The sequence below is a fragment of the Paenibacillus polysaccharolyticus genome (genome assembly GCF_023714295.1).
Classification (GTDB): Bacteria; Bacillota; Bacilli; order Paenibacillales; family Paenibacillaceae; genus Paenibacillus; species Paenibacillus polysaccharolyticus_A.
In genome coordinates this window covers 138,506-159,310 of the sequence record NZ_JAMAUN010000009.1, presented here as the reverse complement: position 1 = coordinate 159,310, position 20,805 = coordinate 138,506, and the positions used below count along the sequence as shown (strand labels likewise).

The 20,805-nt window shown below is 46.9% G+C and carries 17 protein-coding genes and 2 riboswitches; of the genes, 1 reads left to right on the top strand and 16 read right to left on the bottom strand.

Going from position 1 to position 20,805, the window contains the following annotated elements; translation table 11 throughout:
- Positions 1-6 precede the first annotated feature (6 nt).
- The 5 genes from M3629_RS20325 to M3629_RS20305 all read right to left on the bottom strand — a co-directional run bounded on the left by M3629_RS20325 (position 7) and on the right by M3629_RS20305 (position 4,734).
- Positions 7-741, bottom strand: a complete 735-nt coding sequence (locus tag M3629_RS20325) for an ABC transporter permease (RefSeq protein ID WP_251509788.1) — start codon at positions 739-741, stop codon at positions 7-9.
- Between the two features lies 1 nt (position 742).
- A complete protein-coding gene (locus M3629_RS20320; protein ID WP_251509787.1) occupies positions 743-1,459 on the bottom strand; it encodes an ABC transporter permease in 717 nt (238 codons plus the stop codon).
- A complete protein-coding gene (locus tag M3629_RS20315; protein ID WP_090918727.1) occupies positions 1,456-2,370 on the bottom strand; it encodes an ABC transporter ATP-binding protein in 915 nt (304 codons plus the stop codon). The genes M3629_RS20320 and M3629_RS20315 overlap by 4 nt, the downstream gene beginning before the upstream one ends.
- Positions 2,371-2,467: 97 nt before the next feature.
- Positions 2,468-4,054 (bottom strand): sensor histidine kinase, encoded by a 1,587-nt coding sequence (locus M3629_RS20310; protein WP_251509786.1) that lies wholly within the window; start codon positions 4,052-4,054, stop codon positions 2,468-2,470.
- Positions 4,051-4,734, bottom strand: a complete 684-nt coding sequence (locus M3629_RS20305; RefSeq protein ID WP_154891416.1) for a response regulator transcription factor — start codon at positions 4,732-4,734, stop codon at positions 4,051-4,053. Before M3629_RS20305 ends, M3629_RS20310 begins: the two co-directional genes overlap by 4 nt.
- A gap of 358 nt (positions 4,735-5,092) precedes the next feature.
- Here M3629_RS20305 and M3629_RS20300 point away from each other — a divergent pair, with 358 nt between their 5' ends.
- On the top strand, positions 5,093-6,847 hold the full coding sequence (locus M3629_RS20300; RefSeq protein ID WP_251509785.1) for an alpha-glycosidase: 1,755 nt from the start codon (positions 5,093-5,095) through the stop codon (positions 6,845-6,847).
- A gap of 211 nt (positions 6,848-7,058) precedes the next feature.
- On the opposite strand, the gene sdaAA is transcribed toward M3629_RS20300, so the two are convergent.
- The 11 genes from sdaAA to M3629_RS20245 form a co-directional block, all read right to left on the bottom strand.
- Positions 7,059-7,991, bottom strand: a complete 933-nt coding sequence (gene sdaAA / locus M3629_RS20295) for an L-serine ammonia-lyase, iron-sulfur-dependent, subunit alpha (protein WP_251509784.1) — start codon at positions 7,989-7,991, stop codon at positions 7,059-7,061.
- On the bottom strand, positions 7,981-8,670 hold the full coding sequence (gene sdaAB / locus M3629_RS20290) for an L-serine ammonia-lyase, iron-sulfur-dependent subunit beta (RefSeq protein WP_090918738.1): 690 nt from the start codon (positions 8,668-8,670) through the stop codon (positions 7,981-7,983). Before sdaAB ends, sdaAA begins: the two co-directional genes overlap by 11 nt.
- Before the next feature lie 114 nt (positions 8,671-8,784).
- Positions 8,785-8,921: riboswitch (glycine riboswitch) on the bottom strand.
- A 4-nt stretch (positions 8,922-8,925) separates the two neighbouring features.
- A riboswitch (glycine riboswitch) is annotated at positions 8,926-9,099 on the bottom strand.
- Positions 9,100-9,291: 192 nt separating this feature from the next.
- The gene (locus M3629_RS20285; RefSeq protein ID WP_251509783.1) at positions 9,292-10,389 is read right to left on the bottom strand and encodes a LolA family protein; all 1,098 of its coding nucleotides are present in this window, start codon (positions 10,387-10,389) and stop codon (positions 9,292-9,294) included.
- Between the two features lie 12 nt (positions 10,390-10,401).
- Positions 10,402-11,898: a HAMP domain-containing sensor histidine kinase gene (locus M3629_RS20280; RefSeq protein WP_251509782.1), complete on the bottom strand. Its 1,497-nt coding sequence runs from the start codon at positions 11,896-11,898 to the stop codon at positions 10,402-10,404.
- On the bottom strand, positions 11,895-12,608 hold the full coding sequence (locus M3629_RS20275; RefSeq protein WP_251509781.1) for a response regulator transcription factor: 714 nt from the start codon (positions 12,606-12,608) through the stop codon (positions 11,895-11,897). Before M3629_RS20275 ends, M3629_RS20280 begins: the two co-directional genes overlap by 4 nt.
- 312 nt (positions 12,609-12,920) lie before the next feature.
- Positions 12,921-13,676 (bottom strand): phosphate ABC transporter ATP-binding protein PstB, encoded by a 756-nt coding sequence (pstB, locus tag M3629_RS20270; protein ID WP_154891423.1) that lies wholly within the window; start codon positions 13,674-13,676, stop codon positions 12,921-12,923.
- A gap of 13 nt (positions 13,677-13,689) precedes the next feature.
- The gene (pstA, locus tag M3629_RS20265; RefSeq protein ID WP_251509864.1) at positions 13,690-14,577 is read right to left on the bottom strand and encodes a phosphate ABC transporter permease PstA; all 888 of its coding nucleotides are present in this window, start codon (positions 14,575-14,577) and stop codon (positions 13,690-13,692) included.
- Positions 14,578-14,579: 2 nt separating this feature from the next.
- Positions 14,580-15,488 carry a phosphate ABC transporter permease subunit PstC gene (pstC, locus tag M3629_RS20260; RefSeq protein ID WP_251509780.1) on the bottom strand — a complete coding sequence of 303 codons (909 nt, stop codon included), beginning with the start codon at positions 15,486-15,488 and terminating at the stop codon, positions 14,580-14,582.
- Between the two features lie 145 nt (positions 15,489-15,633).
- Complete coding sequence (locus tag M3629_RS20255; protein ID WP_145334049.1) at positions 15,634-16,566, bottom strand: phosphate ABC transporter substrate-binding protein; 933 nt, start codon at positions 16,564-16,566, stop codon at positions 15,634-15,636.
- A 620-nt stretch (positions 16,567-17,186) separates the two neighbouring features.
- Positions 17,187-18,479: an arsenic transporter gene (locus tag M3629_RS20250; protein ID WP_251509779.1), complete on the bottom strand. Its 1,293-nt coding sequence runs from the start codon at positions 18,477-18,479 to the stop codon at positions 17,187-17,189.
- An 81-nt stretch (positions 18,480-18,560) separates the two neighbouring features.
- A complete protein-coding gene (locus tag M3629_RS20245) occupies positions 18,561-20,660 on the bottom strand; it encodes a methyl-accepting chemotaxis protein (protein WP_251509778.1) in 2,100 nt (699 codons plus the stop codon).
- Positions 20,661-20,805: the final 145 nt, after the last annotated feature.

The following is a 20,805-nucleotide window of genomic DNA, read 5'->3' as shown; positions in this document are numbered from 1 at the left end:
TTTACTTTATACTTCCTTCTTCGAAAAATAAATCATACCCATCGCAATAAATAGCACGGCGCTGCCACCAACTACGGATAAAAGTGTACCCAGTGGAACATTGAACGCACCAAACCCTGTTCCCTCAATGGGAAGCATTAGAATCATCGGCTGTGCCCATGGATAATACGGGCCATACGTTGCGGAGTTTGCAACCAGAATGTTAGGTATCGTTAGCGCAAAGTTCAAGGCAAGCGGCGCGGCGAAGCTGCTCCAGATCAGAGAGACAAACATCTGTAATGCCGCCAATGGGATACAAGCCAGAAGTCCAAGCAACATTTTACTGACAAGGAATCCCCAAGGTACCGGTGATGCCATCCCATGGATTAATCCTGTCAAAACGATACTTCCGAATAGAAGTAACTGTGTACCAGCGAGGAGCAGTAACACCATTGTGAATTTGCCTAAGTACACACCTGTACGTGTAAGTGGCAGAACCAAGAGCTGTTTCCATCCACCCCCTGCATGTTCGAAACGGCATACAAATGAGGTGAACACCCCTGTCAGCATCGGTAACAAAAGCATACCGTGAATCATCACCATGGCTGACATCAATGCAATCCAATCGCCCGATGGGGAAGAGAGCAGACCGATGAGCAGTGCGATCAAGGGACTGATTAGAACCAAAAGCGAGATAGGCGATTTGACCATTTTCAAACGTTCCGCAGATAAGATACGAAAATAGGTTGTAGCAAAATTCATATCAGGCCACATCCTTCCGACTGAAGTGCATCATGCCTATCAGCAGAATGATGATTCCTAAACCTGCACCCATTGCTGCGTATAAGTAAGCGTTAGGCGCACTCCAAGCCATCTGTGCCCAAGCAAGTGGAAAGTGTGGAGAAATGCTGAGTGAAAACATACCGGTAATCGCAAGAATAATGCCGAATGTAACCGGTAGCGCCTGATTTTTGGATACCAGCGTAAACCATAATTCAATGGACAATACAGGCAGTGCGCCAGCTAGCGGCATAAGCCCCAGCTTCAGTGCCTGTGCCCACGGTATATCTTTGGCATCGAAACCAAGCACAAGTCCCAGTCCAACAATCCCCGCCGTTAACAACAAACATGAGATCATTAGTAGCACACAGGCCAGCAGAAACTTTGCAAGATAAACGGCTGGCCTTTTAATTGGCATCGCCAGAAGTTGCTTCCACGACCCCTGCTCATGCTCTATTCCGGCGATCATCGAACTCAAAATGGTTGCGCCCAGCATTAAAGCCAGCGGAACAAAAACAACTACGTTACCGAGCAGACCTCCCCACAAATTATCGGCATACTGCTCTTTCAGATAATCCAGTCGCAATCCGAAATTCAGAGCCTGCATGGCCGTTAAGCCGATTGGTGCCAGAAATACCAGAAACCAGATGCCTTTGCCACGAATTTTAAGCCAGTCGGCTGATAATGCACGTCCTGTCATAGGGAAGCCCCCTCGCCAATGACACGCATGAAGAGATCCTCCAAAGACTGTCTCTGTTCTTCGACCCGGTATACATCATGATCCTGTTCAATCAATCGGCGTACCAGCAGTGCAACTGCGCTGTTATCCATGTAGGGGAAGGTAAGCTCAGCACCCTGTCTCTGACCAAATTGCCCCTGCTCACGAGCAAGCTTCATGGCTGCCTCCGGTTCAGACACCGTGAGCCTGATTGAGCTGCCTGTCTGACTATGGAGACTCGCCATCGTGTCCTGCATCACCATTTTGCCATCTCTTATAATACCGACACGACTCGCCATCTGCTCCACTTCACTCAGCAAATGACTGGATACAAGAACGGTGATGCCATGCTCCAGCGGCATCCGTTTGATGAGTTCCCGAATCTCCTGAATCCCCGCCGGGTCAAGTCCGTTCGTTGGCTCATCCAAAATAAGCAGTTCCGGTTCACCGAGTAGCGCGCTGGCAATGCCCAAACGCTGTTTCATGCCGAGGGAATACCCTTTTACATTTCGTTTAGCATCTTTTGTCAGATCGACAATAGATAACACTTCCGCAATCCTTGACTTGGGTACATTGATAATGCGGCGCAGTACCTCAAGATTCTCTACCGCATTCAGATGACCATAATAGGAAGGGTACTCGACCAGAGAACCTACACGCCGTAAAATGTCCATACGGTCCTTGCGAATATCTTTGTCGAAGACCCGGATGACACCTTTGGTCGGTTTAATCAATCCGAGAAGCATGCGAATCGTTGTTGTTTTGCCGGCCCCATTGGGACCGAGAAATCCGTAGATATCTCCCTTTTTAATATGAAGGTCAAGTTCACGAACCGCTGCACGGTCCTTATATGTTTTCCATAAATTCGCTGTTTGAATAATATTTTCGCTCATTCATTATCACCTCGGAACTATCGTAACTCTCCAAGGTTAAAGCAAGCGTGCGTCCAAGTTTAAGTTTAGTTTAAAAAGGAACTTCTTCTACCTGCGTTCAAATTCCCCGATCAATCTCTTTGCCGCTGTATAGATAGGTACGGACACCCGCATCCGAGCTATCTACCCGCTTCCGCAAGCCCATCTCACGAATCAGCAAATCGACAATGGATAAGCCAAGTCCTGTGCCCTTCGTACCCGAATCCGGCTGAATCCCCGGTCCGCGATCCGCGATCACTACGGCAGTTCGGCCCTGAATCTGCTCCGTGGAAATGCGAATATATTTTCCGCTTGCCGCATGGCGAACTACATTTTGAAACAAATTATCCAGCACACGCCGCAGCCCTTGCGCATCTACATCCCAGATTAACGGAGTTTCAGGCAGGTCAATATCGATCTCGAACTCTTCCTTCTCCCACAACGGATACCAGGAAGCAGCAGTTTCCCTTATCATACGCAGTGCATCTTTCTGCTCCAGTTTTAAAGTATATCTTCCACTAGTCAGCAGATTATACGTGAGCAAATTGTCGATCAGTTCACCCAGATCCTGTATCTTGCCTTCCATCCGACTCAGTGCACGCACGCCTTGATCACTTAGGTTTTCTTTATTCAGTGCATGCATATGCCCGCGAATTACCGTAAGCGGTGTTCTCAGGTCATGGGATAACCCTGCCACAAGCCGTTTGCGAAGTTGCTCCTCTTCCCGCTCACGCTGAAGGCTATCCGTTAACTGATGTACCATCTGGTTAAAGGATTCCTCCAAATGTCCAATCTCATCCGATCTCTTAATGTCGACTGGAAGAGGTATACCCTCCTTGCTCGGGGTAACCATAGCAGATTGCAAGTGAATCAGTCGTTTGCGAATTTTGGCGAAGAACAGAACGGACATCACAATAAAGATCACAAACACAATCAGCATCACTGCCCCGAAATAGATGAATTCTAATACCCCGTTATTGGTCATGTTTTGAATGAGCTCACGAGGGACTTCAATCACCATAAACCCTTGTCCCTTATTCACATTTCCTCCGCCAATAAAAGAAACCACGGTTAGAGGATCGCGATAGAAAGCTTCCTTCATAAACTGAACCGCATCATTTGGTGTCCATCTTGCCGGGATTCGGGTCTCTGCTTTTTCTCCAGTTGCGAGCGACCACTTCAGAATGACGTCTGTATTTAAAGACGCCGGCTCCCCTTCCGAGGTGACTGAAGGATGTAATGATTTAGACTTCAGCACCTCCGCCTCTTCACCGCCAAGCACTAACTTCGTTCTGCCTGCCGCATCTACACGATACATAGCTGATTTAGGATATTTCTCCTGCAGTTCTTTCATCCGTTTATCTATGATTTGGTCAGAAGCCCCGCCCAGCTTTTTGGATTCCATAGCCCACAGTTTGGTGATCTGATCAGCATCACCGTAAGGTGCTTCTTCGCTAGAGCTTACGTTATTGATGACCACAATAAATACCGTTGCTACCACCGGTACCACAACAGGTACAAACAAAAAAGCTGCCAGAATCAGTAGCATGTATCTGGACATCAGTGATCGCCCAAACTTTATTTTGGGACGGATAGGCTGTCCTGTTTCACTGCCTCTGTTCTGTTCAGACTTCCTTGCCTTCCGTTCTTTATACCATCTGATCATGGCTTCTTCACGCGATAGCCAACACCGCGTACTGTCTGAATAATGACAGGATTGGCCGGATCAATCTCCAGCTTCTCGCGCAGATGCCGGATGTGCACCATCAACGTTTTGTCCCCATCCAGATAAGACTCGTTCCACACCGCTTCATAGATCTGCTCTTTGGTGCGAATCATGCCCATATGCCGAAGCAAATAAGCGAAGATGTGGAACTGTTTACCGGATAAAATAATCTCTTCCCCCGTCTGCTCATTCACGATCCGGTTATCCTGCTCATAAATCGACAGATGATCCAGCTTCAGTACCGCTTCACTTGAACCTACCTTGCCTGCTTTCCGCAGCTGAACTTCGATTCGCGCTGCAAGCTCGTCCGGATGAAAAGGTTTAGTCACATAATCATCGGCAAAATCAAGCCCATGCAACTTGTCATCAATGGATGTTCTGGCCGAGAGCATAACGATGGGCACAGCAGGATATTCTTTTTTTAACCGCTGGCCTACCGTGAATCCGTCGAGCCCTGGCAGCATGACATCCAGAATGACTAGGGAGCAGTCTGCCACAGCCTCGGTGGCCCCTTCACCGCTCCCTAGCCAGACGACCTCATATCCACGCTCCTCCAGATCTTCTCTCACCCATGTTGCAATTTCCGTATCATCCTCAATGTATAACAGTTTGTTTTTCATCTATGTATTCGTTTCCTTTCCATCCTCATTGGGTTAATGATATACCTGGGCAGCATTACTTATCGATCTCGATGTTATGCCCTTTAATTTCGAATGGGGCGGGCTTGCGCACCAGATTAAATTCAAGCCCGAATGCACAAGCTACAATGTTCGTTGTCTAGGTTTCAGTACATTCCATATCGCTCGTTTGGAGCCGGTCCTCTCTGTTCATACCCTATTATAACGCAATCTGCAGTCACGTAATATGAAGCTATATCTTTCTACATATCATCACCTGTATTACTGTACTACTAGCCTATTTTATCTAATTTAACTGGTCTCTGCATACTTCATTCATATCTGACAGGAGGAATTACATATGCTGCTTGAAGCCATCTTTCACCAACCGAAACGAAACTGGGCCTATGCCTATGATCAGGATACGATTCGTCTACGTCTGCGTGCCAAAAAGAATGATCTCACCGAGGTGTATGCCCTGACTGGAGATAAATACGCGTGGGAGGAAACAAGAGATATGGTTCCTCTGACCAAATTGACGTCAGACTCGATGTTTGACTACTACGAGGGGGAAGTGAGACCTCCGTATCATCGATTGAAGTATGCTTTTTTGCTCAAAAGTGGAGAAGAACACATCTGGATGACCGAGACGGATTTCCAAGAGGAGGAGCCGGATGATCCCGGCCGCATGTTCCAGTTCCCCTATATTCATGCCGGAGCCGTGTTTACACCTCCAGCTTGGGTGAAAGATGCTGTGTTTTATCAGATTTTCCCCGAACGTTTTGCCAATGGCAATCCGGATATCAATCCCAAAGAGGTTGAACCTTGGGGCGGTGAACCCACCCCCTTTAATTTCTTTGGCGGTGACTTGCAAGGCGTAATCGACCACCTCGATTATCTCAGTAAACTGGGTATTAATGCGATTTATTTCACTCCTATTTTCGAAGCTACAACCAATCATAAATATGATACCGAAGACTATCTGCGCGTTGACCGCCATTTCGGTGATGCTGATACGGTGAAGCGTCTGGTGAAGTTGTGTCATGAGCGTGGTATTCGTGTACTGCTTGATGCCGTGTTTAATCATTCAGGCAAAACGTTTGCTCCTTTTGTCGACGTACAAAAGCATGGCGCCCAGTCCAAATACAAGGACTGGTTTCACGTGCATGAATTCCCGCTGGACGTGAAGGATGGTATTCCAACCTATGAGACATTTGGCTTTGAAGCTCATATGCCCAAGCTGAATACAGAGCATCCCGATGTGAAGGCCTACTTGCTCGAAGTGGCTGAATATTGGATCAAAGAAGTTGGCACGGACGGCTGGCGTCTTGATGTGGCTGATGAAGTGGACGATGATTTCTGGAGAGATTTCAGACGGGTTGTTAAGGAAGCCAACCCGGATGCCTACATTCTGGGTGAAATATGGAATGAATCTTCTTCCTGGCTGCAAGGGGACCAATTTGATGCCGCCATGAACTATCCGTTCACCGCCGCCGTAAATCATTTCTTTGTGGAAGATAAAATGCACGCTGAACAATTCGCAAGCGCCCTTGGCCGCCAGCTATCCCGCTACCCACTTCAAGCGAGCGAAGTGGCCTTTAACTTGCTCGACAGTCACGATACCCCGCGCCTGCTTACCTTGTGTGAGGGCGATCAACGCAAGATGAAGCTGGCTGCCTTGTTCCAGTTCAGTTATATGGGAGCCCCATGTATCTATTATGGTGACGAGATTGGACTGGACGGCGAACATGATCCAGGTTGCCGCAAATGCATGGAGTGGGACGAAGCGAAGCAGGATCGGGAGCTACTTCACTTTTATCAAAAGCTGATTGCTCTGCGTCATGCTCATCCTGCACTGCGTGCAGCAGGAACCATTCGTTTCCTGCAAGCTCAGGAAGGCGGTAGCCAGCTTGTGATGGAGCGGCAAAGTGACGAGGAACGCATCCTCATTCTGTTCAACCGTTCTGAGGAAACCGCCATCGTTGAACTGGATGCAGGGGAGCAACCTTGGACAGAACTGTTTGAGGGCAACCATCGCACCGCTCTGGAAGACGGTGTGCTTGCCATTGAACTGCCTGCTTACGGATATGCCGTGATGCGCACAGAAGTAAAGTAGATGCCTTTTGGAAACAACAATAAATGACTGCCTTCTTCCATTCTGATTGGTTGACTGCTATCTTGGCGGTTTAGGCAAACTGGGCAAACAAGCGTCTCGCATAACCTGAGAATTTCAGGTTCGCGGACGCTTGTTTGATATGCAGTAATAACAACTTAGCATGCTCTAATTACTACATGCTAATTGCTAATCGGAACCTGGTTGTGTGCCCCTAAGCTTCTGACCCTGTTGTTGATGTTTCGGATGACTCATCCGGCAACCGCTTGGCCTTTGGTTTCGCCAGCTTCTCCATCATCTTGCGGCCTGTGGGTGTCTGAGCGAGCCCGCCTTGCGCCGTCTCGCGGTGACGGCTTGGCATCGCACTGCCTACCTCCAACATCACGTCAATGACTTCGTCAGACGGAATGGCACTGCGTACACCGGCGAGTGCCATATCTGCGGCAGCCAGTGCAGTGACGGCACCCAGTCCGTTGCGCACGATGCATGGAATCTCTACAAGGCCAGCAACCGGATCGCAGATGAGGCCCAATGTATTTTTCAAAGCTAATCCTACCGCATGCACTACCTGCTCCGGTGTCCCTCCGCGAAGCTCCACCATCGCGCCGGCAGCCATGCCGATCGCTGATCCTACTTCCGCCTGACAACCGCCCTCGGCCCCGGATATAAATGAATTGTTGGCAATTACGTAACCAATAGCACCGGCGCAGAACAATCCATTTACCAGATGTTCATCCGTCCAGCCAAAACGTTCCTGCGAGCTGATAAACACACCCGGAATGATGCCACAAGAGCCCGCTGTTGGCGTAGCCACGATCCGTCCCATGGAGGCATTCACTTCCGATACGCAAAGTGCATAGGCCATGGCAAGGGCAGAAGCATCACCTGAGCATGTTTCGCCTTGGCGAATATATTCGGCCATCTTTTTCCCGTCCCCACCCGTCAGTCCGCTACGTGAGGTGGTATCTTCCGTAAGTCCTTTACGTACCGCTTCTTTCATCACCTGGTAGTACTCCGACATTTGCTTTACGACGTCTGTTTCGGGTGTGTTGGTCTCCTGCACCTGCTCTTCAATCATCAACTGTGCAATCGTTTTGGACTCCGCAGTGCAGATGGTGTTCAATTCATGCAGATGTTTAAACCGCATCCGGATCAACCCCTCTCTTCAGATCAATCACACGAATGTCCAGCATATGATCCAATGAACGCAGCTTGTTCAACGTGTCTTCACTTGGCGGTGCATCCATCTCCATTGCTGTAAGTGCCTCACCATCACGAGCCTTTCGATCCACTTGCATATAACCGATATTCACTCCGGATGAGCTAATGGTTGAGGTCACGGATGCCAGAACTCCCGCTTTATCGGCATGACGCAAAACAAGTGTCGGAAACTCTCCACTGATCTGTACTCGAAAATCATTTAATGCATGCACAGATACACTACCGCCACCGATGGAAGCACCTATTAAAGAGCATGCCCGTTCGCCGTGCCACAATTCAATCTTGACCGTGTTCGGATGAGGGGCTGGCAAACCGCTGGTGTAAAATTCAACCTCCATGCCTGCTTCATCTGCATATTGCTCTGCATCCGGTATACGTGGATCATCTGTAACGTAACCCAACAGACCGCCGATTAGTGCCAGATCCGTTCCATGTCCCTGATAGGTATCCGCAAATGATCCATATAATGTAAGCCTTGCACGTTCCGGTGTACATCCCAGCCACTGACGCGCGATTCGTCCCAATCTTGCAGCACCGGCTGTATGTGAACTGGATGGTCCCGTCATCGACGGGCCAATAATTGAAAAAACATCTTTAAATCGCACCTTTTAACCCTCCAATTGGTTTTGTCATCGATATCTGGACAAGACCCACCACAATGTTCCTGATTTACTGATTGATGACATTAAAAAAGGACAGAAGAAGGCCGTTAGCCCTCTCTCTGTCCTTGATACCTGAGAGTTTCATGATTCTAAGCCAGAAAGAACAAGGCTGAGTACACGCAAGCACTCATCTGTTCAGCAATCTGACAATCATATACCCCTTGGGTGGCGCTTCTTCCGCGCACTCTCCAGAGTTGCGTCCAACGACGGTACATTTACCTGAGAGATTAACGGTTATGCCGGGTGCATAACTGCTTGCTCCTTCGGTGCCCAAGCCATCTGTACAGTACAGTTCTACATCTAAAACTGCATTAACCGTGCCTACTTGTACTGTATTGCATCATCCTGCTAGGTCTCTCCCGCTCGTTATCATTCGCTATATTCTGTTATTACATGAATGAAAGTTCACCATTCTGCCATGCATTCAATCATATACAGCGTAATATGCCATACGCTATATGTCAATAAAAGTGACGTAATCTTGAAGCACATCATTTTCTATATACGATATGCTTATTTCGTTCATATGGTTCAAAGCTTGTTCATTTTTTTCTATCCACAATATTATTTCGCTTGCTTCGTTATTTGCAATTCATCTACCCACATCTGTAGTTGCTCTTCTGTCCAAAAATCATTTTCGCCCATGACCGAATAACGAAGACCATCCTCACTCCACGACAAGTTCCGAATTATAGACATATATGAACCTTCTGTATCACGAATGCTAACTTTCTTTTCCTCTGGAAGCAGTTTTTCATTACCGTTTTCCCCTGGTGCTTCAAATACGGTCATACTGATCTCTGGTTTGTTATTCTTCACATAATACAGTGTCACTTCATCCCGGCCTTGTTCACCCATAGATGAAACGAGCTCAATTCTCGATAATTTCATATCCGCTCCGATATACTGTAGGAAGGGCTGACCCACGGCCTGCACTGCCTCTTCCAGTGTGATTTCTTGGTTATTCATCACGTCATTCATATTTTTCACTTCTACATCTGCAGGAATATCCAGCGTAAACGTCTCGTCTGTGAACTCAGGATTGTAATTGATCTGGTCATATAGAAACTCTGATTTGGTATCCCCATACGTACTCGTGGCTTTAACAACCATCCACTCTTTGGGGTTTATCCAATACTCCGAAGACATGGAGAGTGAATCCTTATCCTTCGGCGTTAGTTCAATATGAATGGCCTCCTGGTCTTGAAGCTTTTCCTGACCCAACATCTTCACATTATGGTTATCACGCATACGTTCCAGTTGATCCACCAGCATCTGCTTCTGGGTTTGGTTGGGTTCCTGCTGGAGCGCTGATGAATCCATCACAATAGCGGTCTTCGCCTCTTCTTCATAGAGCAGAATCTCTGAACCGTTATGAACCGCATAACTCACGTTTCCGTTTTCATCGGTCTCGATCCGCTTTTTCCCTGTTTTTCCGTCGACCCATTCCTTCACGTGTATCGTGCTCGTAATCTCACGATCTGTCCACATCTTCATCGTACCTTCGGCATAGTATGACCCTGGCTCAGACTCGGATGCAATTATTTTCTCAATCATATCCGCTCCTGACATCCCAAGCATATCTTTCTCTGCGCATCCCGCAAACAATGAACCTGCAATCAAGGCCGCTCCCATCAGCTTCCATCCCATTTTTATCATCATTATCACCTTTCCTTAAGTTATATCCTGTGTTTCATCCGGATTCCTCCGTTCCGGCAATCGACAAACAAATACAGTCCCATATCGTTCAGAGGACCACATGCGTATATCTCCTCCATGCTTTAATGCGATTCTCTTTGATATGCTTAATCCTAATCCAGAGCCTCCTGCATAACCGCCTAGTTGCTTTTTGTGATATTGAACGTACGGCTCAAAAATCCGCTCCAGCTGTTCTGCCGGAATAGGAGGGCCTTCATTTTGAACGACAAGCAGTGTCGCACCATTTCTGTACGCATCCAGTTCTGCCCCCAGTGATGGATCGATCCATTCCGCCAGTTCTGATGCTGAATCCATTACAGCGAGCCCGATTCTACCTTGGGGAGGACTGTAACGAAGCGCGTTATGCACTAAATTATCGGTCAAACGCATCAGTGATTCAGGGTGAACCCGGTAATCATGATTTGTACATACAGACATCTGCATGGTGTAATTTTCACGTTCTGCGAGTTCTCCGTAACTGCCAAGTAACATCTCAAAAAACTCTTCCCCTTCTACCTCAACCATAGCAAGCTCTGAATCTCTGGAACCCAATGCTGTGTACATTTCCAGCTCACCGATCATTTGTTTCATGCGTTCAACATTTCTCGCGATAACTTCTCTATACTCTTGTCTCTCTGATTGTTTGGACTGCCCCTCCATACTAAGTGCTTCCGCATAAGCACTGATGGACATGAGAGGTGTCTTCAGGTCGTGTGACAGGGAAGCTACAATCATCTCTTTTTCTTTTTGTTGTCTCTGCACTTCCGCCTGGGTCTGCCTGATGGTTTGTTGCATCGCATCAAACTGCTGTAACAACATACCCATCTCGTCACTGCGACCGTTGACCCGGATCTCATCCAGTTTTTCTCCACGGGCAAATCCATGCATCCTGTTTATCAAAACTTTCATAGGGAAGAAAAGCTTGCGGAATAACAGCCACAACACTGTTCCATACAAGAGAACAAAAAATGCTACTGATCCACCGATAACCCATGTCGTTCGTAGCGATATTCCTTCAAGCCGCTCCTCACGCAACATCGTTATTTCATAAATCCCTACCAGCTCCCCTTGATCCCAAACTGGTTTTTTCAATGAGAATGTGCGGTGTCGAATCTGAAGATTATACAGATTTCGATATAATTCAGAGCTTCTTACCGTATATCCACCTGTTGACCAAGTATCCCCGCCAGAATTGTACACCCGAATCCCAGAAGGTAGATAAAGATTGAAACTTAGCTGTTCGCTAGCAAGCGCAGGGAGGGTTTGATCACGCTCAAGAGATTTCAGCTGGTACAGCGTTGGATCATTTAAGACCTTTTCTATGGGTGCCAGACGTCCTGTCAATTCCACATACTCCTTTACCGCACGATGATTTTCATAATAGTTAAATAAGGAAAATAAAGCCCATCCTGCCGCCACAGGCAAAAACATCACGATCAGGAACGCAATCATCAGCCAATATTTTAGCTTCATTCCACCCGTTCTCCAATAAAACGATATCCGCTGCCCCATACGGTTTGAATCCAGCGCGGCTGGTGCGGCTCATCTCCCAGCTTGGCCCGCAAACTTTTCACGTGCACAGTAACTGTAGCGGCGGAGCTTCCTTCTGCCGATTGACCCCACACATGTTCGTAAATCTCTGTTTTCGTAAAGGCTCGGTTGGGGTGCGAAGTCAGCAGCATTAGCAATGCTCCTTCTTTAGCTGTGCACTGCACCTCTATACCATGCAGTCTCACCTGCTGATTCAGTGGGTGAATCGTTAACCCATCGTTGTATTGCTGAAGCGATGCATTGGACTGACCACCTTGATATCTACGATATCTGTTCAGGTGGGCTTTGATTCGAGCCGTAAGCTCCGCCAAACTAAAAGGTTTGGTGATATAATCATCTGCGCCCAAGCCAAGTCCTTCTAGTTTGCTTTCTTCCTGGGTCCGGGCACTCATGATCAATACCGGAACATCGCTGATCAGCCTGACATGTTTGCATACTGTAAATCCGTCCATCTCCGGCAACATTAGATCAAGTAGGACAAGATGATATAATCCGTTCTTGAAATCTTCCCAGCTCTCCAGTCCACTTGATGCCCAGGTCACTACATACCCTTCACGACGTAGATGATCCATTAAGATCCGGGCAATTTCTGGATCGTCCTCTACTAACAGTATGTTATCCTTGTCTGTCATTGCGCTTTCATCCTCCCTGGATTAAAGTGTAGCGAAAAATACACATGATGCTGCAAAGTTTATAGTTTCTTTAGAATTACATATCGCATATATCCCAATCTCTAAACCTCATCTACAACAAAAAGAGCACCCTGAACTTCAGGACGCTCCGTCTCATAATAAAAATTGAAAAAATTTACCGCTTAACTCTTGTAATGATTTCTCGATCTCTATTTATCCTAGCATGGGGCTTTCCACCTGGCAAACAACCCCAGATATTCTAAGAGCAAAAAAGACTCCCGGAAATACTAATCCAGGAGTCTTATCTTCTGTTTAACCAAAACGCCCCATAATATATTCCTGCGTTAAGCGATTGTCCGGGTTAGTAAAAATGTGCTCCGTCTCACCATGCTCAACCAGACTTCCCAAATAAAAATAAGCGGTATAATCCGAGATACGTGCCGCCTGCTGCATGTTATGGGTAACAATAACGATGCGTAGTTCCTGCTTCAGTTCGGAGATCAACTCCTCCACTTTACCCGTAGACACAGGGTCAAGGGCAGATGCGGGCTCATCGAGCAATAGGATCTGCGGATCAACAGACAGTGCACGAGCGATACAGAGACGTTGTTGCTGACCACCCGAAAGTGCCAAAGCTGATTCATGCAGTCTATCTTTTACTTCATCCCAAAGGGCAGCACGGCGCAAGCTTTTTTCCACAATTTCATCCAGTGCCTTCTTACTTTTTGTACCGCGGTAGCGGGGGCCAAATGCGATATTGTTGTAGATGGACTTATGAAAAGGGTTGGGCTTCTGCCACACCATGCCGATTTTCTGACGAAGCTTGATTACATCTGTCCCGGGTTCGTTGAGGTCATTGCCATCCATCCAGATGTGTCCCTCTGTACGTGAGCCGGCAATCTCATCGTTCATCCGGTTCAAAGAACGGAGAAATGTGGATTTGCCGCAACCGGACGGCCCAATCAGAGCCGTTACACTGGCTTCGGGGAAAGTCAGGCTGATTTGTTTCACGGCCTGAAAATGCCCATAATATATGCTTAACTGTTCCGTACCAAAAGGTATGGCCATGTGGATTTCCTCCTTATTTCGAAGCTGTCATACGGCGGTACACAACCCGGCCGATCCAGCGCGCGCTCAGATTGAATGCCAGTACCAGAATGACCAGCACGGCAGAAGCTCCCGCTGCAATTTCTTTGGAATCCGGTCCAATGCCTTCACTGTTGACTTTCCAGATGTGCACAGCCAGTGTTTCCGCAGGACGAAGCGGATTGATTGGTGATCTTGGACTTGTTGGATTCCAATCCGTAAAGTCCAGCGGCGGACTACTCATACCCGCAGTGAACATCAGGGCCGCAGCTTCACCGAAAATCCGACCGGATGCCAGAATCGTGCCCGTAATCAAGCTTGGCAGTGCCACAGGCAACAGGATGGACGTAATGATCTTCCATTTGGACAAACCAAGAGCAAGTCCCGCTTCCTTCTGCTCTTTGGGAACAGCTCGGAAAGCTTGTTCTGTCGTCCGTACCATAAGTGGCAGGTTGAAAATCGCCAGTGCCATCGCACCGGATAACAGGGAGAAACCGAGACCGAACGTATTTACGATTAACAAGAGTCCGAACAAACCGATAACGATCGATGGAAACGAAGATAATACTTCGACAACCAGTCGAATGAAACTTGTAATCCGACCGGGTTTAGCATATTCCGCCATATAAATCCCTCCGCCCCAGCCGAGCGGAATGGTGATGATCAACGTTAAGACAAGCAAGAAGATAGAGTTAAAGAGCTGCGGTCCAATGCCACCGCCACCTTTGAGCAATTGCGGCGCACTCGTTAGGAAGTGCCAGTTAATCTGACCGACACCCCGGAACAGAATAAATCCGAGTAAACCGAGCAAAAGTACAACTATGAATAAAGCCAGAACGACGATGACCACTGTTGCAATTTTATCTGCTGTTTTTGGCTTTATTCTCATACCCGGTTCCTCCTTTCAAGCAGGCGAACCAGAATGACAAAGACAAAGGTCATTACCAACAGGACAAGCGCCATGCTCCACAATGCGTTGTTATGAACTGATCCCATCGTGGTGTTACCCATGCTCAGGGTGATTACACTTGTTAATGTTGATGCCGATTCAAGCAGGGATGTCGGTACATGCGGTGCATTACCAATAACCATCTGCACAGCCAGCGCTTCACCAAATGCGCGAGCCATACCGAGGACTATACCTGTCAGTAGTGCAGGCAGCACCGTTGGAATGATTACACGATAAATCGTTTGCCAACGTGTCGCACCAAGTGCATAAGAAGATTCACGCAAACCTTTAGGCAAAGCAGACAATGCATCTGCCATAATACTCGTTACAGTAGGCAGTATCATGACGGACAAAACAAGACATCCGGCTGCAATCCCGATTCCTGCTCCTCCGAAAACACTACGCAACATAGGAACAATTACGCTCAAACCGATAAATCCGTACACAACGGATGGAATACCGGAAAGTAATTCAATTGCTGGTTGCAAAATCTTTTTACCTTTACCCGGTACAATCTCGGTCATAAAGAGCGCTGCACACAGACTAAGCGGACTCGCAATCAATGCAGCAAGCAAGGTGGTTGTAAAGGAACCCGTGATAAACGGTAATGCACCATAAACGCCAGGCTCGCCTGTTGGATTCCACGTTTTCCCGAATATGAACTCACGCACGCTCACGCCATCCTGGAAAAAGGTAGACAATCCTTTGGATGCGACAAAATATACGATGGAAAACATGACAACGATCAGGAAAACGACACATATCGACGTGTAGATCCGTCCCGTCCATTCTTCCCAGTAATGTTTCTCTCTCAAGGGCCGGCGTGGTTTCAGTTTATTGTTCATTACCGTTCCCCCTTCGGTCTGTTCCATAACAACCATCCTTCTATAGTAGAATTAGTGCAAAATATGGGATAATTCCTGAGCAAACCGCGCAAAGAGGCAGGACCTGGGTCCGCCTCTTTCGCTGTATGCGCAAGTTCAAAGAATGTTACTGAGTTACATTACCTGCTGCATCGCGTTTTACTTTCATGCCGGATACCGGAATGTAGCCCAGTTCCTTAACGTCATTTTGTTGAACTTCATCGCTCAGCATGTAGTCGAGGAATGCTTTTGTTGCTGCATCCGGCTCACCTTTTGTATACATGTGTTGGTAAGCCCATACTGGATACGTTCCTGCTTCCACATTTTCAACTGTAGCTTCAACACCGCCGTATTTCAGAACTTGCAAGCTGTCATCCAGGTAAGACAGAGCCAAGTAACCAATTGCTCCCGGAGTCTCAGATACCAGTTTCTTAACTGTACCGGAGGAATCTTCTTGGATCGAACCCTGAATATCTTCTACTTTTGTTCCCAGCGCGAAGTTCTCGAAAGTTGCACGCGTACCGGAGCTACCTGGACGGTTCACGATAACGATAGCTTGATCTTTACCGCCAACATCTTTCCAGTTCGTGATTTTACCGGAGAAAATATCTACCAGTTGTTCTTTCGTCAGATCCGTTACACCCGCATCTTTGTTGCTTACTGGTGCAATCGCTACAACTGCTACTTGATGGTCAACCAGTTCTTTTGCTTTTGCTTCATCTTTCAACTTCTCTTCAGCAAATACGTCAGAGTTACCGATTGTTGCTTGTCCTTCAGACACTTGTGTCAGACCCGTACCACTACCGCCGCCTTGCACTTGTACCATTACGTTCTTATATTGATCAACTGCCATAAATTTTTGTCCAGCTTGCTCTACCAGAGGCTGCAGTGCTGTTGATCCAACAGCCAGAATGTTACCGCTGAGTTCAGCAGCAGTATTTTCTCCTGATCCATTACTTGCGGCACCATCTGTAGTACCTGCGTCGTTTTTCGATCCGCATGCTGCAAGCACCAGTACGAACGTTAAGGTCATCAAAATAAACGGCAACTTTTTAAACATTTTTTGTTTTCCTCCCCCAATGTAGTGATGGCGTTTTGTGAATTTGTGTGATCACCATCAACTCTTTTATCATTGTAGTTTCGGTATGTCATCTGAAAATCAATGTTTTGTAAACGCAATGTTAAAAATATGGGCTAGGGATAAAATACGAAACCTACTTTAGAATCGCTGGTGGTCGCTTCGGGAACGGACGTTGTTTCAATCGCTGTTACCCCCGGATATATTTGATTGTATATTTAAGAGGAATATATCCGGGGATAAAGGCGAACGCTCCGCTTTTCCACAATCGTTCCGTTCCCTCCGCTGTGTCAGCGCTCATCTGTTTCTAAAACATTTATATTCCTAGCTAAGGCTGAGGGCAGTAAAAGAACCACTCCGTGCTGGGCGTTCCGGTTACGGATCATTCTTCCGATCGCTGTTGTCTCCAAATCGTTATGGATTTCATTTTTCATATGTAAACATTCGGAGACAAAGGCGAGTTTATGTAAGAGAGGAACGGACAAGGTATTTATGATTGCAAACAAAAAAAGGCCTTCTCAACAGATGTGGTTAACACACCCGTTAAGAATAGCCTTTTTAAATCATAACTATTTTAACCATTTTAAACTCACTGCTTATTTTTATCCCAAGATCCACAGCCATAATGCTAAACCGGCCAATGTAATCAACAACGTTGGAATGGTTAGAATAATGCCTGCCTTGAAATAATATCCCCATGTAATCTTAACGCCCTTGCGAGACAATACATGCAGCCATAACAAGGTTGCCAGTGATCCGATTGGCGTCATCTTTGGACCCAGATCAGAGCCAATGACATTAGCATAGATCATGGCTTCCTTAACAATACCCTCCGTGTGTGCCCCCTGAATGGCAAGCAAATTGATTAATACCGTTGGTAGATTGTTCATTACGGATGATAGTACCGCAGCGATCAGGCCCATCCCTAGTGATGCTGCGAACAGACCATAATTCGCTATAGCATCAAGCCAGCTGCTTAGATAATCCGTTAATCCCGCATTACGTAAACCATAAACAACAATGTACATCCCTACCGAGAAGACAACAATAGACCAAGGTGCTTCCTTAACCACCCTTTTCAAATCCACCGCTTCACTCTTGCGTGCAAGTATACCGAATAGCAAGGCCACCGCACCTACAATAATGGAGACGGGAATCGGCAGAAATTCACTGGAGGAGTAAGCTACAAGCAACAGCCCCAGCATAAACCATGCAATCTTGAACACCCGGGGATCACGGATGGCTTCCTTGGGGTCACGAGCGGCCGTGACATCATACGTCTGCGGGATGCTTTTACGATAAAACAAAAACAGCATCGCCGTACTCGCTGCAATAGAGAACAGGTTGGGCACAAACATACGCACCGCATACTCTACAAACGTGATGCCAAAGAAATCGGCAGACACAATGTTTACCAGATTGCTGACCACGAGTGGCAATGAGGTCGTATCCGCGATGAAACCACTTGCCATGACAAATGCCAACACCATGCGCTCGTCAAACTTTAAAGCACGAACCATTGCGAGAACAATCGGTGTCAGGATCAGCGCAGCGCCATCGTTGGCAAACAAAGCAGACACCGCGGCTCCCAGTAAAATAGAATAAAGGAATAATTTACGTCCGTTACCTCCGGCCAGACGTGCCATATGAAGGGCAGCCCACTCGAAGAATCCAGTCTCGTCCAAAATCAAAGAAATCATAATAATGCCAACAAAGGCCAGCGTAGCATTCCATACAATTGAGGCCACATCCGAAGCATCATTGAAACTAACTACCCCTGCTGCCAGGGCAAGGATTGCTCCCCCTGAAGCGCTCCAGCCAATCCCGATGCCACGAGGCTGCCAGATCACCATCGTGATGGTCAAAACAAATATTAATATTGCTATATATACCATAGTTCCTCCTGCTGTCCTGTACAATTGCCCGTAAGAACCAGACGATATATTTATACAGGGACGCAAGAGGAATGTCTATATTTATTTTTTGCTATTATCTTTTGCGGGATCATCCATCATTTTGAACATACCCAGCAATCCCTGTAACTGTTCAGCCATACTATTCAAATGTGCAGAAGACGACGCAATCTCCTCAACAGAAGCCAGTTGTTCTTGCGATGAAGCCGATACAGATTCGGTGCTTGCCGCAGATTCCTGAGTAACGTTCGAAATATCCGTCATCGTTTGAGCTACATGGGAGGCACCCTTCTCCAATTGTTTCGTCGTTTCCGATAGTTCATCCAGCGTATGAACGGCATCCTCCACCGCTTCACGGATTTGGGCGAAGGATTGTCCAGACGTATTTACAGCCTGTATCCCCTCACCGACACGGCTTTGGGCAGCATTCATCGCTGTTAGGGCAGAGTCCATGTCCTGACGAATATTATGCACAAGTTCACCAATCTGAGCCGCGGAACTACCCGATTCTTCAGCCAGCTTGCGTACCTCTCCAGCTACGACTGCAAATCCACGTCCTGCATCCCCTGCTCTTGCTGCTTCAATCGATGCATTCAATGCAAGGAGGTTAGTCTGTTTTGAGATGGACGCAATGACATCAACCATACTACCGATCTCAACCGAACGGGCGTTAAGGGACTGCACCACATCTCCTAACTGTTCTACCGTTTTCTGGATGATATTCATCTGTGCAACAGCTTCTCCCGCTGCTTCATTCCCTGAAGATGCTGCCCCGGATGTATTTCGCATCGCTGTGGTTATAGATTGTACACGCTCTGACATCTGACGAACATCATCTGCCATACGGCTCATCTGTCCAGAACCATCCTTCACACTATTCACTTGTTGCTCTGCACCTTCGGCCAGTTCTTGGATCGCCATCGTTGAATGTTCGATGGCTTTGGTTGTTTGGTCCGCACTCGCAGACAACTCTTGTGAAGAAGCAGATACTTGTTCTGCCGTTTCCTGCACACCCAGAATCATCATGCGTAAGTTATCCACCATGCGTTCAAAGTACTTCGCGAGTTCACCCACTTCATCTTTACGTTTACTATCCATCTTTACGGTGAGGTCGCCTTTACTTACAGCTCTTGCATTTTCCTGCAACCGTTTAATCGGGCTCACTAACGAACGAGTGAACCAGATAATAAAGATAAGGGCCAGGAACACAGATGCCAGAAGAACGATAAGCGTAGCAAGTCTTATTTCCTTACTTGCGTCGGTGACTTCACTCTTGAACATCGTACCTGCAATTTTCCAACCCGTTGCTTCATTCGTAGAGAAAATCATGGTTTTGGAACGGCCTTCGTAATCATAGTCAAATTGACCTTCCTTGCCATCATACATCTGATCCAACACGCCGCTCTTTTCCTGTGTACCTACTTCTTGTACAGGAGAAACAACAACATGTTTATCTTTATCCAGGATTATAACGTACCCTTCTTGACCAACCTTAATCGCAGCCTGATCCCGTAGATTGGTCAAATCAAGTGACAAGCCTATTACAGCGGATTGATCCTTAAGCGTTTTGGAGATAAAAACAACCGCTACGCCATCTGTATTTTTGGTGACAGGCGAAACAGCAACCATACCCGGCTTATCCATCGCGAGCTTATACCACTCACGCTCTCTTGGATCATATGCCTCTCCTCGCTGGCTACTTTCTGTTGGCTTGCCGCGAACCATGACTCCTTCTGTCGACCCTACAAAAATATTCAAAGCATCCGGATGCAGTCCCAGATACTGAGCAAGCTTGGTTTGAAGCTCCGTGCTATCATTTTCTCCTTTGATCAAGGACGCATCGAGTGAATCGGAGAAGAAGTTAATGTCAAAAATTTTGTTGTTGACCTGACTTTCTACAATTTTATTGGCTGTACTTACGCTCTGAAGTGCACTATCGTTCAATTGCCCTTGTACTGTATCTTCCGCGATATACAAAGATACCAAGCCAATTGCCAAACTTGGCACCAGGAGAACAACCAAAAACGAAACAAGCATTTTATTTCGGATATTCCAGACGAAAGTTTTCTTTTTACTTTTCTTTTTGTTCTTATTCTCTTTTGTTTTGACAGGTTTGACGGGTTTCTTCTGATTTTTTTGCTGGTATTCCGTAGTCTCTTTCAATCGGTTCTCCCCCTTGTATTATGTCACCATGCTCCCAGCTATGTATGAACTTCTATTGGTCTATACTATATATCGGCTAATGAAGAGCTTTTTTTGAATAAAAACAAAGTTCACAACAAACAAGCCACTTCAAGGGAAAGTGACT